The sequence below is a fragment of the Arthrobacter sp. CAN_A6 genome, from assembly GCF_015751715.1.
GTDB lineage: Bacteria > Actinomycetota > Actinomycetes > Actinomycetales > Micrococcaceae > Arthrobacter_D.
Genome location: NZ_JADOUV010000013.1, coordinates 1 through 14,527, shown reverse-complemented (window position 1 = coordinate 14,527; position 14,527 = coordinate 1). Strand labels below are relative to the sequence as shown.

Below are 14,527 nucleotides of genomic sequence, written 5' to 3'. Positions count from 1 at the left end.
TCAGTCTCCCAGCACAGTTTCGAGTAGAGCTTTGAAGACGACTTCCTGACGAAAGTTGTCGTTGACGAAGACCTTCGAACGCTTCGCGATATCCGTGGCGTTGGAATTGTCATTTCTCGCTGAGCCCACATAGTGCACCACCGACATTACGGAGGGGTGAACCCACGACGCCGGATAGATTTGGTCTGCTCCCGGCCACGCCAAAGTTACGGGAGCAGCACCTGATGCAGCTCCGTCCGCTAGCGTCAGGTGGAAGGACTCGAAGTCGCTGACCGACAGAACTGTGCCGATCTTGCGGTACCATTCGGCCATGTCATCTCCCTGAGCGTCAAACTTAACTGCGCCCTGAAGCAGGGGGTCCTCTTCGATCCTCCGATACTGTTCTAGGAAATAGGCAAGCTCTTCGGTCCGCTCTGCCATCCAGGGGAAATCTTCCGGACGCTTACCCTTGATGAACAACTGGTAGCGCTCGTCTTCAATTCGCAGGCCCCGCAGTACGTCAAGGGCCAAGTCCAGCCGCTTGCGTTGCGGGACGATGCCTACCAAACCAAGGTTCCAGCGGGCAGCAGGGTCCTTGGGAAGGTCGAGGCTCTCGGTATCAACATAATTCGGGATGACGACGGATTTCTCGGCGGGTATGCCGAAGTCCCGCTGCGCTATCTGAGCGATGTGCTTTCCAACGAAAATGAACTGGTCAACACTGTCGATCTTCAGGCGCCCGAGGTAGGGAGTGTTCAACTCCTGAAGGTGCAAGCGACAGATGAGGCGCTGATCATTCCGCTTGTTGTTGGCATACCAGACAGCATTTCCGAGCGTCCATTCGCAGAAGATAATGTCGGCGTTGGCCAGCTTGATGCGGCTTCCTTCTTCATCATGCTGCGCATGACCCTGCCACTGGTCTATCTCCACGGAGTGGCCCTCGGCTTCGAGGTGGGTGATGAGACCTCGTGCGAACTTCAGGTCATGGCCTGCCACGAGGATTCGTTTCCCTCCACGCGGCGACCGCCGAAAACCAGGCATTGCCGGACCAGGAACGTTCCGGTTGAGGACTATTGCTGGTCCGCCGCTCGGCGTGATCGACCGAAGGTCAGCGCCCGCGGAGTCGCCAGTGACGTCGAGATGAACGAGACCCCGCCCGGCGTCAGTGGTTCGTTCGGAATCTATACGTGCCGCGTCCCAGGACACGTACTTCCGCGAGGTCAGCAGGTCCTCATAATAGGTGCGGTCAATGGGCGTGGTGGGAAGTTTTCCGATCAGGGTGATTCCGGCGTCGAGCAGTGCCTGAGGATCATGTGAGTCGGTTTCGCAAAGTACGAGGGCAGGACGCACACTCTGCCCCTCAAGCTGCTTTGTTACCTCGGCGATTATTTCCGGCACAAGCACAGCGTATTTTTCCAGACCAATCGCGCGAACCTGAAGGCCTGCAGTCCTCAGCGCATAGGTCAGGCGATGTGCCGCTGTATGGCTGCGGAAGACACTCCGCATGGCCAGCCAAGCGTCGTCATTCCTTGCATCCTCGTTGTCCATCCAGTAAGCAATCACAGCCTGCGCGTTCGCCTGGTCAGAGACGATGGGGATCGTACTCCCGAAGATCTGCTCAATACCTCGGCCCGGCCCGCTGATGACTGCTCCCCCGCAGGCTGCAACTTCGAACACCCTCCGCGAGAACATGGTGCCCGACTGCTCAACGGAGTTGACGTTCACGTGAACTGGGTGGGCCTTGTACGCTTCGACCATCTCACCGTAGGTCAGACCGCCGCTTACATGCGGTGCAAGGTGCGGTGGGAACTTGTACGGGCTGTCAGGGTTGAGGTGCTGGCGGTCGTAGATGGTAAGACCGGCAGGCAATGCTGCAGCCAACAACGTAGCAAGCTGCTCGGACCGCTTCTTGTACCTGGCCCCATAGTAGGAGCCGGCATAAGTAACAGTGTGGGAGTACTCCCTGGTGCCCGGCAGCGGATTATGCAGGGCGGGTTGTGCGTAGAACGGAAGCGATGCGACTGTTTTCGAAGATGGTCCGGCCGATGCCAGGTAACCCGGTATCGATCCATCATCGCTGGTGAACACGTGGTCGAAATGCTTCGCCGTTTCCTGGAATCGGTTGAAGTGAACCGGATCTTCCTTGTTCCAGAAAAGCGTCGGGACCGATTGCGCGCGGCAGTACTCGAGCAGTGCACGCAGGTCCGCGAAGGAATCGTCATCGTAGAAGCCGACCTTCCCCCGCCATACGCCGTCATTACCTTCCCATGCCGACTCGACAAAGAGCACGTCTATTGGTGTGGCGGAGAGCTGGCTTTCCCACTGTCCTGGATGAATTAGAAGCAGGGACGTTTCCGGTTCCAGACCGGCTACCGTGAACTCGTCCGCAATGATTCCGACAGTGAGGTCCGCTAGGGCTAGTTGTCCGTTTCCGGAGACGGGTTCAGATGAGGTAAGAGTAGAAAGCGCTGTCGCTGCAATCCTGGCCCATGTTCGCCCTTCAACCGCCCAGAGCCTTGCCCGGCGTCCCATGGCCTGTCTTTGGTCCGGATGGGAAAGAAGGTCTTCAAGCACACGGGCCAAGTCGGTCGCGTTGCCCGCCTCAAAAAGCCTTGCCCGTTCACCGTCAGCGCCTGAAAGATCACGTAACGGCGCCAGATTGGAGAGCACGACCGCCTTCGCCGCGGCCATTGCTTCCAGTGGCTTCAGCGGCGACACCATTTCTGTAACCGGAAGGGGAAGCCGTGGACACGGCATGATGTCGAAAACGCTGACGTAATTGGGGATATCTGATGCAGCAACCCGACCGGTGAAGGTAACAGCATGGGATATCTCTAGTGCGCGCGCCTTTACCTCGAGCTTCGACAGGGCTGAACCATCACCCACAATCACGGTCCTTAGTTCGATCCCCGCGGCAAGGAGAATAGCGACTGCGTCAAGAAGGGTCTCGAGGCCTTCATAATCGACAATGCTCCCGGCGTATCCAATCACCGGCGTGTTTTCCTCGAGCTTCAAATGCTTGGCCGTTGCAGCGTGCTTCGGCATGTCGCTGAACTCGTCGGTATCGACAGCGTTCGGGAGGATCTGGATCTTCCCGAACGGCACCCCTCGAGTCACCAGCTCCTGCCGGACCTGCTCCGTAATTGCGAAAACTACGTCGGACTCCAGCGCCACGAAGGTCTCCATGGACTTTGAGAAGGCAAAGCGGTCGGACTTCGCCCATTCGAACTTGGCGGAGGCTTCAGTGATCTCCCACAGGCCACGCACCTCGTAGCTGAAAGGAAGGCCCAGCCGTCGCGCGGCGATCAACGCGGGAAGGGCTGTCACGTAGTTGGACGCTGCGTGGACGCGTTCAACCCGGTTCCGCAGGGCAACCTGAACATAGCTGTCTGCGGCCCGCTGAATGTAGTGATCCAGGGGACTCTGCGTCCAGGTGGGCCCTTGACTGAAGAAGTGATCGATTCCGTCGATGACTTCGGTGTAGCTGGACGTCGAGCTTGGCGCGATATCCGTTTTGATGTCCCAGGGATAGCCCGGTCGCGCCGCGATAACAATGTCGGCACCTGCCTGTTCGAGGCCCTTGATCAGTCCGGCGGTCCGTGTCGAGTAACCGTTGGAATTGTAGGGGGAAACAGAATGGGCGCAGTACATCACGCGTCCACGTTCGGCTTGATACCCGGCATTGCTCTGCTGGGGAGGCAGGACGATCGGGCGCTGGATCAGCCGGTCGAGGCCCGCCACAGCGTCGATGAGTTGCCGCTCTTTTGCGCTCAGCCCGGTGAGGACGTCTGAATGCCTAGTGATGATCGACGCAGGTTCGGTGATTTGACCGAGCACAAAATACTGGTGGGAGATGAGGCTGACCACGTTTGCCTTCGACACGAAATCTTCCAGCTTCTTCCGAAGCTCAACCTCACGTTCCAAAGCGTCTTGGGGCGCGCTTTGAGAGCCGCCTGCCGGGGGAACGATTCCAGTGGCGCGTTCCTGAGTGCCACTAGAATGCACGGCAGCCGCGGGACCTGTCGGGCGCTGGGCCCCGGTCGCTGAAGCAAGCTCCAATGGACGCGATCCCCTGGTTTGGCCCAGGGCTCTCGGGAACAGCTGCGATACGGCCCGCACCGGGCCGACAATGGCCGAACCGATTTTCAAGCGCTTCGATTGCCGGAGCGCGGTGAGGGTGGAACGCAGCTTCCGATTGTCATCGGTGAGGGACTTGGCCTCCCTCGACAATCTAGTGTTGGCTGACTGCACCGACTTCAGCTGGCTTTCCAAGGACCTCACGGCGCTCGCGTCCCGCTTACGCCGCTGCAGAAGCTTTTCATGGTCCGAAATGAACCGGTCGATGTCCGCCAGGTACTGCGATCGTTTGGCGAGCACTTCCAGTGACTGCGAGCGAACCTCGTCGTCAAACCGCATGGCGCTCCTCCCTATTGTGCTGCTGGCATCCTGAACTACTGATCAACGCCAGATCCCGCGGGTGTCTACCACGGACTTACCGAGAAGAGCTGACCGGTCCATTTCCTTGAATTCGTCGTGATCGACGAGCAGCAGCACCACGTCGGCCTCCTTGACGGCCCTTTCGGTGTTCATCAGGTGTAAATTCGAGGACGAGGTAAGGGACTGAGGCAGCATCGTGACGTGAGGCTCCGCAATCAAGATTGTGCGCTCCGGAAGATCGACGCTGAGCTGCTTGACGATGCCGATGGCTGGGGATTCCCGCAAGTCATCGATATTAGCCTTGAAGGCGAGGCCTAAGGCTGCAACTTTCGCCTCGCTACCCACTTCTTTCAGGGCCAGCTTGACCTGATCAATCACCCAAGCGGGTTTTGCGTCATTGGTTTCACGTGCCTGTCGGATCAGCCTGGACTCGTTCGGTGCTGCAGAAACGATGAACCATGGGTCGACGGCGATGCAATGCCCGCCAACCCCCGGTCCAGGCTGCAGAATGTTGACCCGCGGATGGTGGTTGGCCAGCTCAATCAGCTCCCACACGTCGATCCCCATTTTGTCGCTGATGACCGATAATTCATTTGCGAATGCGATATTGACGTCCCGGTAAGAGTTTTCCACCAGTTTCGCCATTTCCGCGGTTGCCGCGTCGGTGAGGTGGATGTCGCCTTGACAGAACACGTGGTAGAGCTGGCGCGCCAGCTCGGTGGCTTCGTCGGTGATTCCGCCGACAATGCGGTCATTGGTTACCAGTTCGATCATTACCCGGCCCGGCAGAACTCGTTCCGGGCAGTGCGCTACGTGAACGATCGGCTTGCCTTGGGCTCCGTCCAGGCTGAGATCCGGTCGGAGTCCGATCAGGTAGTCGGCGAGGTGCTGCGTGGTTCCAGGAGGCGAGGTGGATTCGAGGATGACAAGCTCCCCGCCCCGCAGTTGTGGTGCAACCCCCCGTGCCGCGGCTTCAATGTAGCTGAGGTCGGCCGTTTTGTCAGCGTTGAAAGGTGTGGGAACGGCCAGGATGAAGGCATCCGCAGCAGGCGTCTCGGTGGTGGCTGTCAGGGTCCCCACACTGACAGCGCCGGCGACGTGGATGTGGAGGTCGGGTTCGACGAACGGTACTTCGCCGCGGTTGATGGCATCTACGTTGTCCTGCTTGATATCTACACCGACAACCTGAAGCCCGTTGGTCGCCAGAATCGCAGCCGTGGGCAATCCAATGTACCCAAGACCGATGACTGCGACTTTGTGGATGGTGTTCATGTGTTCCCCTTAGATTGATACATGGTGGTCGGGCTTCCCGTAGAAGGTAATGCCTGCAGTGGCCAGAATTTCCTGGTCGGACACCTGCCAGGTGTGGCCGGTTCCGTTGCGTTGTTGGTAGTAGTTGAACTTGTCGGATGAATAGAGAGCCCCTGAAGCTGCGGTCACGGCGCCCAAGAAGGCGGTGTCCTCTCCCCTGCTGCGACGCTCGAAAGGGAAGTCAAGGAATACGCTCCGGGCCGCCATAATCGTTGGTCCCATGACCAGGTTGGTGAAGCGGTGTTCCTTGTGTGGAAATCGAAGCACGGTTGCGTCGTATGTCTGCAGGTACATGTAATGTGCCTGCTTACCCACCACTTCTGCACTGGAATAATTCAGGGCGTGGAGCTGATCGAGCAAATAGTGTGGACCGTAATAATCGTCGTCGTCCATCTTGGTCAGGATGGTTCCTGATGCTGCAGCGACACAGGCGTTGAGGCACTCTCCGAGGCTTTGCTCCCGGGGCGCCTCGAGAACTGTCACGGCTCCAATTGGGTAGTTGCTTCGCAACTCGGCCAGGTGGTCTGGGCTCAGTGTGAAACCGTGCGTGAGGAGAATCAACTCGGCGGAAATCTCCCGCTGAGAGTTCACCATACGGAACACATGCTCCAGCTGATGCGGACGGATGGTTGAAACCATCACCGTGACTGTCGGGAGTGCAACCGGGCGGGACAGCGTCGGAGCGGCTACCGCAAGAACTTGCTCTGCACGATGGGCGTAGGTGTGTTGCTGCCAGATCCTACGCTGGGCAAGATGGACCTGCCGCTCCCCCAGGGACGGCTGGTGGACCAGTGACAAGATGACGCTGCGCGCCTGGTCGCTACTCTCCACCACCGGAATCTCGGCGGGAGGAAACAAGGCGTCGATGGCCATGCTTCTCGTCGATACCACTGGAGTGCCTGATGCCGTAATTTCAAATACCCTGCGCGCACACATGCTCGGTGAGGCGACGACCGAATTGACGTTGAGGAAAACCTTGTACGCCTTGTAGGCGGTCAACATGTGGCGATACGGAAGCGATCCCACCACGTAGGGCACCAAATGCGGCGGGAACTGGTAGGTCTTTTCTTTTCCAAGCTGACGGGAGAAGATTTCTAAGCCGATGTTCATGGATGACGAAGCCGCGGCTGCCGCACCGAGCAATAGGTTCATCTGCTCGCGGCGCTCGGCGAACTTGTGCGCGAAATACATGCCGGCGAAGGCAACGTCCCGCTGGTGCCAGCCGTACCGGGGTCGCACTGGATTGTGGATAACCGGTTGGGCCGCGAAAGCGAGCGCTGCGACGCGGTCGTGACCAAGGTCGCGCCGGTAGCTGTCCATCATGTTCGAATCACTTGTAAAGACGTAGTCAAACAACCTCGCGGCAGCCAGGAAATCATCGTAGTGGGGCGGGTCTTCTTTGGCCCAGAACACCGTAGGAATTTCTTGTGCCCTGAACGCCTCAACCATGTCCAGAACTGCTGCAGACGGCGCCGAGGGGCCAGTCAACTGATACTTCCACGAACCCGAATTACCGTTCCAGGCAGATTCCACGAAAAGGAGATCGATATTCCCTTCCGCGACAAGCCGGCCCCAGTTCCCCGGTGTAAGGACGATCGTCTCCCATTCGTAGGAGAACGCCAGTGAGGAGAATTCGTCGAGAATAACAGCCGCGCGCACGGCACGCCGTGGTTTTCCCTCCGGCAGCACGGCATCAGCAAACATCAAATTCCTCGAGCGCTTCCGCCCGGACCACGCACCTTCGGCGCCGCGGGTGTCCTTCACCGTACCCAGGCCCAACTCAATGCGTTCCCGCCGTCGCCAGGTCTGGATGGCTGAGGTTCCGCCGTGCCGAAGGTGCCACAGCATGGTTCTGATCCGGTGTGCCCGTTGCAGGGTCATTCCGCGCTCCTCCGCCCGGTTGTGTTAGTGACCAGCTGCGGCATCACAAGCTCATTCATCATGCGACGCTTGGTCTTCATTGCCGCAACCCTGTCACGGGCCGTTAGGTGTTTGATGAACATGCGGTACCACTTGGTGACCTCGCCCGGGTCACCGTCCATGACGAGCTCTCCCTCGTCGAGCCAGATCACCCTGCTGCACATCTCCCGGAGGGTGCCGACGCTATGGCTGACCAGGAGCACACAGCCAGCATTACTCCGCAGCTCATCCATTCTCTGCTTAGTCCGGTCCTTGAACTGGTCGTCGCCGGTGTTCAGCGCTTCATCGATCAGGAGGATCTCCGTGTTCACCGCCGTCGCGATGGCGAACTGCAGCCGCGATCCCATGCCCGAGGAATAGGTCCGCATCGGCAGGTGGATCGATTTCTCGAGGCCGGACAGTTCTACGATGCTTTGATACTTTCGGGCAATCTCCTGCTTGGACATGCCCATGGCTAGGCAGCCAAGCAGAATATTCTGCTCCCCTGAGATGTCGGGGATCAGGGCTGCGCTCACTCCAAGAAGCGTCGGTTGTGACGAGGAGTAGATAGCTCCCGATGTGGGTGGAACCCGACCGTTGATGAGTTTCATAAGTGTGCTCTTGCCGGATCCGTTCCGGCCGATAATGCCTACGGATTCTCCCCGCTCCACAACGAGGGAGATGTTCTTCACCGCCTGGACGTCGACGGTGGGATTGTTGCCGATGGTCCGCCGAAGGGAGCCGATAATGCCGGGGTTTTCAGTGGAGCTGCTTCCCCTAGGTACGCGATAGATCATGCTCACGTTGTCGACCGCTACTGACTGTTGTTCTCCAGCGGTTCCGATTTCACTCGTCACGGCCGTAGCTCTCCTCTGCGTTCCAGAAAAAGACTAGGCCGATCACTAGTGCGCCGAGCGCCCAAGCGGTCAGGATGGCCCAGGACTCCCAGGAAGGAACTTCGGCGTACAGAACCGATTGCCGCACAATCGTCAGCACCTGATACAGGGGATTCAGCTCGATGGCAGCCCGCATGGCCGGGTAAGGATCAAATAGTTGGATGGAGAACATGACGCAGGACGCATACATCCACAGACGCATTGCGAAACCGATGACGTTGGCAATATCGTTCACCCTGGCCACCAATCGCGCCAGAATCAGTCCGATACCTAGGTTGAATGCAGTCTGCAAAAGCAAGGCTGGCACCATCAGGAACCACAACCAGGTAATTTCTTCCTCTGGAGAGAAGAGAAGGATCAGCAACAGCATCGTGAGGATCACTGGGACGCTCGTCAAGAGTTCACGCACATTGACCGCGAACAGTAGGGCTGCCCGCGGAAAGTTGAAAGCCTGTATAACCTTCAAGTTCGTCCGAACCGCTCGTGCACCGGTCGAGATGGCGCGACTGGTCATCTGAAAGAGAAAGACGCCGATGATGAGGTAGCCGATGAAATTCTCGACACCACGGCTGGTCTGAAGCAGGACGCCGAAAATGAGGTAGAAGGTCAAGCCGTTCAGCACCGGGTTGAGTATCAACCAGACACTCCCCAGACGGTCCTGGCTGTTTCCCGTCTGGACGCTTGCCTTCGCGTCGAAGTAGATAAAGTGGCGGTAGCTCCACAGAGCCGTTAAATATTTGAGGAAAGGTGGTTTCGCGCCCACCCTCGTCAGTCGTGTGAGGTCTATATGCGTGGGGGCGGTGGTGGCTCCGCTGCCCTCATCGAAAGAAGCCATTAGGCGGAACACTCCAGTTCTTCGTATGCAAGCGAAAGAGTGGAAGCACTCCGCACCCACGTCCGCTCCATCAATACACGCCGCCGACCGTTGGCACCCAATGCCACCGCCTCCTGCGCCAATCGAGCGCCATCCCGGTCGATGAGACCGTCGATCTCAGCTACAAGCGCTTCGCAACTACCCGCGGGGATGAGGACTCCCGTCAGCCCGTCCTCGACGATTTCGCGCAGGGCAGGCAGGTCGGAAGCGATGACGGGTCTTGCGCAAGCCATTGCTTCCACAGGCTTCAACGGTGTGACTGAACGGGTAACATCAGAGTCCGTCCGGGGGACCACGAAGATGTCCAAGGCCAGATGATGAAGACGCGCCATTTCGCGGGGAACCCTACCTGTGAATGTCACGTGTACGGCAATACCCAATTCGGAGGCAAGCGCTTTCAGCGAGGGGGCTGCTGCGCCGTCGCCGACTATCAGGCAATGAAGCTCGCGGTGCGTCGGAACCAACCGCGCGACTGCGCGGAGAAGAGTGTCAAGTCCTTCGTATTCGACGAGGCTGCTGACGGTGCCGACAAAGACGCCGCTTTCCGGCAGACCGAGCCGGCGCCTTGCTTCCATAGCTGAAAGGGGCTCCTCCAGATATTCACCACCGATCGCATTGGGGCTCAGCAGGATCTTCTCCTGCGGCACTCCGCTGCGCATGATTCCCTGCTTCATAGCCTCACCTAATGTCACCACGAGGCTGGCATTGCGCATCACCTGTGCTTCACGATCAGTGAAAAGCTTATAGCGTTCGCTTCCCTGCGCCTGACGCGGCCGGGTCGAAGCCCACGTGTCTGCAAGCTGACCGCGCACCTCATACACCCAGGGAATGCCCAAGGCGTGTGCCACTTGCTCGACGACGATCCCGTTCACGAAGTGCGTTGTGGTGTGTAACACAGCCGGCTTGAGCGCTAGCGCAAGCTTCAACAGCTCCTCGGCCTGCTGCTGGAGCCGACCGTCGAATCCCTTCGCCATCGGCACAGGGAGAAGGCGGTGATAGCTCACGCCGTCGAGGACGTCCAGATCCTCGGCGAAGAGCTTTCCCACCTGGATGGGGTACCCGATCCGGGTGGCCGCATGCACGGTCCAGCCTGCCTCCCTCTGCGCCTTCAGAAGGGAGTGGGTGCGCTGGGCGTAGCCGCTCCCGGTGTGGGGCAGGGAGTTGGTCAGCAGGTGGAGAACCGTGCTCTCCCCTGGTTCGTACTTCTTCACTTTGCTGAGGGTCGGCATCCATCCCTCGAAGACGCGCAACTCCCCTGCGAGCCGGTCCGCGTGACGATTCCGGCCAGCCTCCCGCAACACCTGTACGGCGCCGCTCATGTCGCCGTCGTACCAACGCCTGCGTGCCCGTAGTCCTGCCGCTTTACGTCCGGACCCGGCAGCAGCCAGGAGCCGGTCCGTCTCGTCGAGCATGCCGGCAGCGAGGGTCACCTCGGCCAGCCGGCGTGCGGAACCGCCGTTGAACTTATTGGCGACGGCCTCAGCGGCAACCGACTCGACTACGGAGGTATCCCCCAGCAGGTGAGCGGCAAGCGCTTCGACAACCGGCAGCCGGAGTCCGCGAACCGCTGCGATCCTTGCGGCCGCGCCTGCTGCGCGGCAGACAACACTCGAGGGTAGCCGGCGGCTGAGCTGGATGGCCAGCAGCACAGGATCATCACTGAGGTGGGTCGCGGCTGTCGACGCTGCGAGCCGGAGATTGCCGATCAGACGCGTCATTCTCACCGGTGGGGTCCTCCCGCAACCTCGGCGAGTAGATCAATATAAGCCTGGCCCAGCGCCTGGACGTTGGCGTTGTTCTGCACCCAGGTTCTGCCCTGTTCACCGATCCGCAGCAGCTCGCGGTTCTCGGCGAGGGCGTGCCACAGGTCCGCCACTGCTTTCGCCTCGGACTCCACAACATGCCCGGCCTCTGCCTGTTCAAGGATGCTGCGGGCTTCTCCCCTTACGATCCCCGTCACATGGCGGCCCACGGACAGCACCTCGTAGGTTTTGGACGGGATGGTGGTGTCGAAGGACTTCCAGTCATCGCGCAGCGTCACGATGCAACTGTCCGCCCGCTCGTAGTAGTCCATGATCTGCGGACCGTGGACAGGGGAATGGAATTCAACGGGCGCATCGAGTTGTTTTGCGAGGGCCATGAGGCCATTTCGCTCCACGCCGTGCCCCACCAGGGTCAGGCGCATCTTCGACCCCACCAGGGCAGCGGCGCGGATGGGAACATCGAGGCGCTGGCTTTCGCCGTGGTTGCCGAGGTAGAGGACTTCAAGGCGATCCTGCCGGCCGGCAGGCGGACTCAGCTGACGCATGGCCGACATGTCGACGCCGTTGCTGACCGTCGCCACATTCTTCAGGCCCCGGTCCCTCAGCGTCTTGGCGAACCCGTGGGTCACTGTGACCACGAGGTCGGCGCGGTCCTGGATAGCGATGATGATTCTCTCAGCGAGGCCCTTGGCGCTGCCCTGGATGAGCCGCGCATCCCGCGCGATGTCCGGCCACGCATCCCGCATGTCGACCACGAGGGGACGCCGCAGGATGCGGGACACGGCGTAGCCGGCCCCGAGGATGGGGAGACTGGGCACGGTGACGATGACGACGTCGGGTTTCGCCGTCATCATCGCTGCGGGAATGCTGCACGTCGCCGAGAAGAGGTGATCGATCAGCCTGCCGAGACGCGTGGTTCGATGCCATAGGAAGGGGACGCGGCGAATCCTTTCGCCGAACTCCCCCACCGAAACCAGGAACGCACTGCCGGCGATTCTTCGCGGAAGGATCCGCCGGCCGTGAGGAGCATGGGCAACGGGAGCGACGACGTCGACTTCCCAGCCCGCAGCCCGGAAGGAGCGGATGAGTTGTGTCCAGCGGCGTTGGGGTGGGCTATGCTCCGGCGCATACGAATGCGTCAGAAGCAGTACGCGCATGAAGATCCCCCGGCCATTGTTTGGCGCTTGCAATCTGTCCAGCGTAGCGCCTACGGCCCTCCTACTCGGATTTGATCGTCGGCGAGTTACCCGATCGGAGCCTTGTGTAATAGAGCACGCCGAGTGCCACCAGCAGCAGGATCACGGCGATTCGGGTCACCGGATGTCTGCCGATCGACTCTTGCGACGACACCTGGGCCGTGTCCTCAGCGGCTGCGGGCGCCGTGGTCGGGGAGGCCGTGGGCGTCGCACTTGGTGCTTGCGTGGCTTTGGGCGTCGGCTTCGCTGTAGCCGTCGGTGTGGGTTCCGCCGTCGGTGTGGGTTCCGCCGTCGGTGTGGGTTCCGCCGTCGGTGTGGCGCTGGCGCTCGGCGACGGCGTTTCAGTGGGCTCCAGTGACGGCTCTTCGGCTGTGTTCTGGACCAGTCCCGTCAGCGGATTGTACTCAAAATCGGTGTAGAGCAGGCTGCCGAGGAGCACCAGCCGGTTGGTTCCCGGCTCCACGAGATAACCCGTTGGAGGGTGGATCGCCCAGCCGGACGCCGGGTCGATCCGGAAGCCGGTAGCGGGGTCCACAGCAGGCGCGGGCTCCGCGGTGGGAGTAGTGGCAGGCGGGGTGGTGGTCGGCGGTGAAGGTGCAGGCGGTGCCGGGGGTGCCGGGTTCGGCGCCGGCTGCTGGATCGGGGGCCGGAACACCGGCGGTGGTGCAACGAACGGTGGCGGTGGTGGTGGGTCCGACGTGATCGCGGGCGGGGGCGGCGCTGTTGTCGGGTCGGTTGATGGCGTTTGGAACAGCCGGGGCACTACCTGGGCCGCCGTCGCTCCCGGCGCCGGGCTTACAGCCGGAGCCGTCTCGACGGCCCGGGCGGGCGCAGCGCTCACACCGAGGCCGATGACCCCGCTGCCGATCATCAGCGCAACTGCCGCCGCGGCGGTCTTCCTCGTCATCGTCCCGGGCCTAGTTCTCTACGCCGGAGGCCGCGAGGAAATCCCCGAGGGAATCGTTGTCCAGCGCCTGCCGCAGCTCTGCCATGGCGGCCTCGTCCTCGAGAATGACGGACTGGCCGTCCGCCGAGGTTCCGATGCCGAGGTTCGGCAGGGTGAAGAAGCGGACGTCGTCTTCTCTTGCGTTCCGGAGCGAGACGCCGAGGCTGCCCACGGTGGCGGCATCCAGGCCGTCGTCGGCACTGATGAAGGGTGCCAGTTCGCTGACCAGATTCTGCACCCGGGCAGGGTTGGTGAGGGTGTCCGTGGACAGGACCTTCCCCAGCAATGCCTTGACGAACAGCTGCTGGTTCTTGACGCGCTGATAGTCGCCGTCGGCGAAGGCGTAGCGTTCCCGCACGAAACGAAGCGCGGAGTCGCCCTCCAGCGTGATTTTTCCCTGGGGGAACACCTCGGGATTCGGGTTGCTCGAGACGAAGTTCATCGGATTGTCGACTTCAACTCCGTCCAGCGCTTCGGTGACTCCCTTGAAGCCCTCGAAGTCGACAACGGCAACGTGGTTGATCGGTGCTTCGAACATCGACTCCACGGTTTGGACGACCAGGGGAATTCCGCCCAGCGCCATGGCGGAGTTCACCTTGTTCGCGCCGTAGCCCGGAATGTCGGTCCAGGTGTCGCGCATGATCGAGATGACGAACACCTCGGACCGGTCGGCGGGGAGGTGCAGGAGCATCATGGTGTCGGCGCGGGCATTGGAGGAGTCCGTGGAGTCCGTGGAGCCGAGTTCCGCGGTGCGGGCGTCGCTCCCCAGCAGGAGGATGTTGACGGAGCCTTCCGCTTCAGGGGCGGCAGTAGGCCGCGCGACGTCCTCGGCGGGGAAGGCGTTGTCGATGGTGTTCGTCTGGTCGTCGAAAGTGCGGGCAAGGTTGAAGAGGTAACCTCCGGCCACGAGTCCAGCAACGACCACCAGGCTGACCATCACGAGGAGGGTTGTGCGGACCGGGTGCCTGCGTTTCGTTTTCGGCCGCTCGGGCTGACTTTCGTACTCGTACTCGGACACGAACAATTCCCCTAATCCATTTTGACCAACCATTATGCTACCCCCGGTTTCTGGGCGGCAGCCGTGAGCGTTGCTCCCCCGGCTCGTCGTCGTGCCTAGTTTCTCCGGCTTAGCCTCGATCCACCGATGTTGATGGGTGACCGGCGTTCGTAGGGTTGCGGATGGGCGCGGCGGGAGTGGGCGTGGCGGAGCTGCGGGCCTTGCTGCC

General features: G+C 60.8%; 9 protein-coding genes. All 9 read right to left on the bottom strand.

Translation table 11 applies throughout. The annotated features are described in order from the left end of the window. Positions 1-4,395, bottom strand: coding sequence for a glycosyltransferase (locus IWX75_RS15675; protein WP_196823193.1), 4,395 nt, complete (start codon positions 4,393-4,395; stop codon positions 1-3). A 42-nt stretch (positions 4,396-4,437) separates the two neighbouring features. After that, a complete protein-coding gene (gene wecC / locus IWX75_RS15670; RefSeq protein WP_196823192.1) occupies positions 4,438-5,688 on the bottom strand; it encodes a UDP-N-acetyl-D-mannosamine dehydrogenase in 1,251 nt (416 codons plus the stop codon). 9 nt (positions 5,689-5,697) lie between these two features. Further along, the gene (locus IWX75_RS15665; protein WP_196823191.1) at positions 5,698-7,608 is read right to left on the bottom strand and encodes a glycosyltransferase family protein; all 1,911 of its coding nucleotides are present in this window, start codon (positions 7,606-7,608) and stop codon (positions 5,698-5,700) included. Next, on the bottom strand, positions 7,605-8,483 hold the full coding sequence (locus IWX75_RS15660) for an ABC transporter ATP-binding protein (RefSeq protein ID WP_334684405.1): 879 nt from the start codon (positions 8,481-8,483) through the stop codon (positions 7,605-7,607). Before IWX75_RS15660 ends, IWX75_RS15665 begins: the two co-directional genes overlap by 4 nt. After that, positions 8,473-9,357 (bottom strand): ABC transporter permease, encoded by an 885-nt coding sequence (locus IWX75_RS15655; protein WP_334684404.1) that lies wholly within the window; start codon positions 9,355-9,357, stop codon positions 8,473-8,475. Before IWX75_RS15655 ends, IWX75_RS15660 begins: the two co-directional genes overlap by 11 nt. After that, positions 9,357-11,114, bottom strand: coding sequence for a glycosyltransferase family 4 protein (locus tag IWX75_RS15650; protein WP_196823204.1), 1,758 nt, complete (start codon positions 11,112-11,114; stop codon positions 9,357-9,359). Before IWX75_RS15650 ends, IWX75_RS15655 begins: the two co-directional genes overlap by 1 nt. 2 nt (positions 11,115-11,116) lie before the next feature. Then, positions 11,117-12,316, bottom strand: coding sequence for a glycosyltransferase family 4 protein (locus IWX75_RS15645; RefSeq protein WP_196823190.1), 1,200 nt, complete (start codon positions 12,314-12,316; stop codon positions 11,117-11,119). Positions 12,317-12,377: 61 nt separating this feature from the next. Next, positions 12,378-13,262, bottom strand: coding sequence for a hypothetical protein (locus IWX75_RS15640; protein ID WP_196823189.1), 885 nt, complete (start codon positions 13,260-13,262; stop codon positions 12,378-12,380). Positions 13,263-13,272: 10 nt separating this feature from the next. Then, entirely contained in the window at positions 13,273-14,319 is a 1,047-nt protein-coding gene (locus IWX75_RS15635) for an LCP family protein (RefSeq protein WP_334684403.1), read from the bottom strand. Positions 14,320-14,527: the final 208 nt, after the last annotated feature.

Excerpts from the sequence above, each read along its gene's own strand:
- IWX75_RS15675 (WP_196823193.1), bottom strand. The coding sequence starts at position 4,395 with ATGCGGTTTGACGACGAGGTTCGCTCGCAGTCACTGGAAGTGCTCGCC.
- wecC (WP_196823192.1), bottom strand. The coding sequence starts at position 5,688 with ATGAACACCATCCACAAAGTCGCAGTCATCGGTCTTGGGTACATTGGA.
- IWX75_RS15665 (WP_196823191.1), bottom strand. The coding sequence starts at position 7,608 with ATGACCCTGCAACGGGCACACCGGATCAGAACCATGCTGTGGCACCTT.
- IWX75_RS15655 (WP_334684404.1), bottom strand. The coding sequence starts at position 9,357 with ATGGCTTCTTTCGATGAGGGCAGCGGAGCCACCACCGCCCCCACGCAT.
- IWX75_RS15650 (WP_196823204.1), bottom strand. The coding sequence starts at position 11,114 with ATGACGCGTCTGATCGGCAATCTCCGGCTCGCAGCGTCGACAGCCGCG.
- IWX75_RS15645 (WP_196823190.1), bottom strand. The coding sequence starts at position 12,316 with ATGCGCGTACTGCTTCTGACGCATTCGTATGCGCCGGAGCATAGCCCA.
- IWX75_RS15640 (WP_196823189.1), bottom strand. The coding sequence starts at position 13,262 with ATGACGAGGAAGACCGCCGCGGCGGCAGTTGCGCTGATGATCGGCAGC.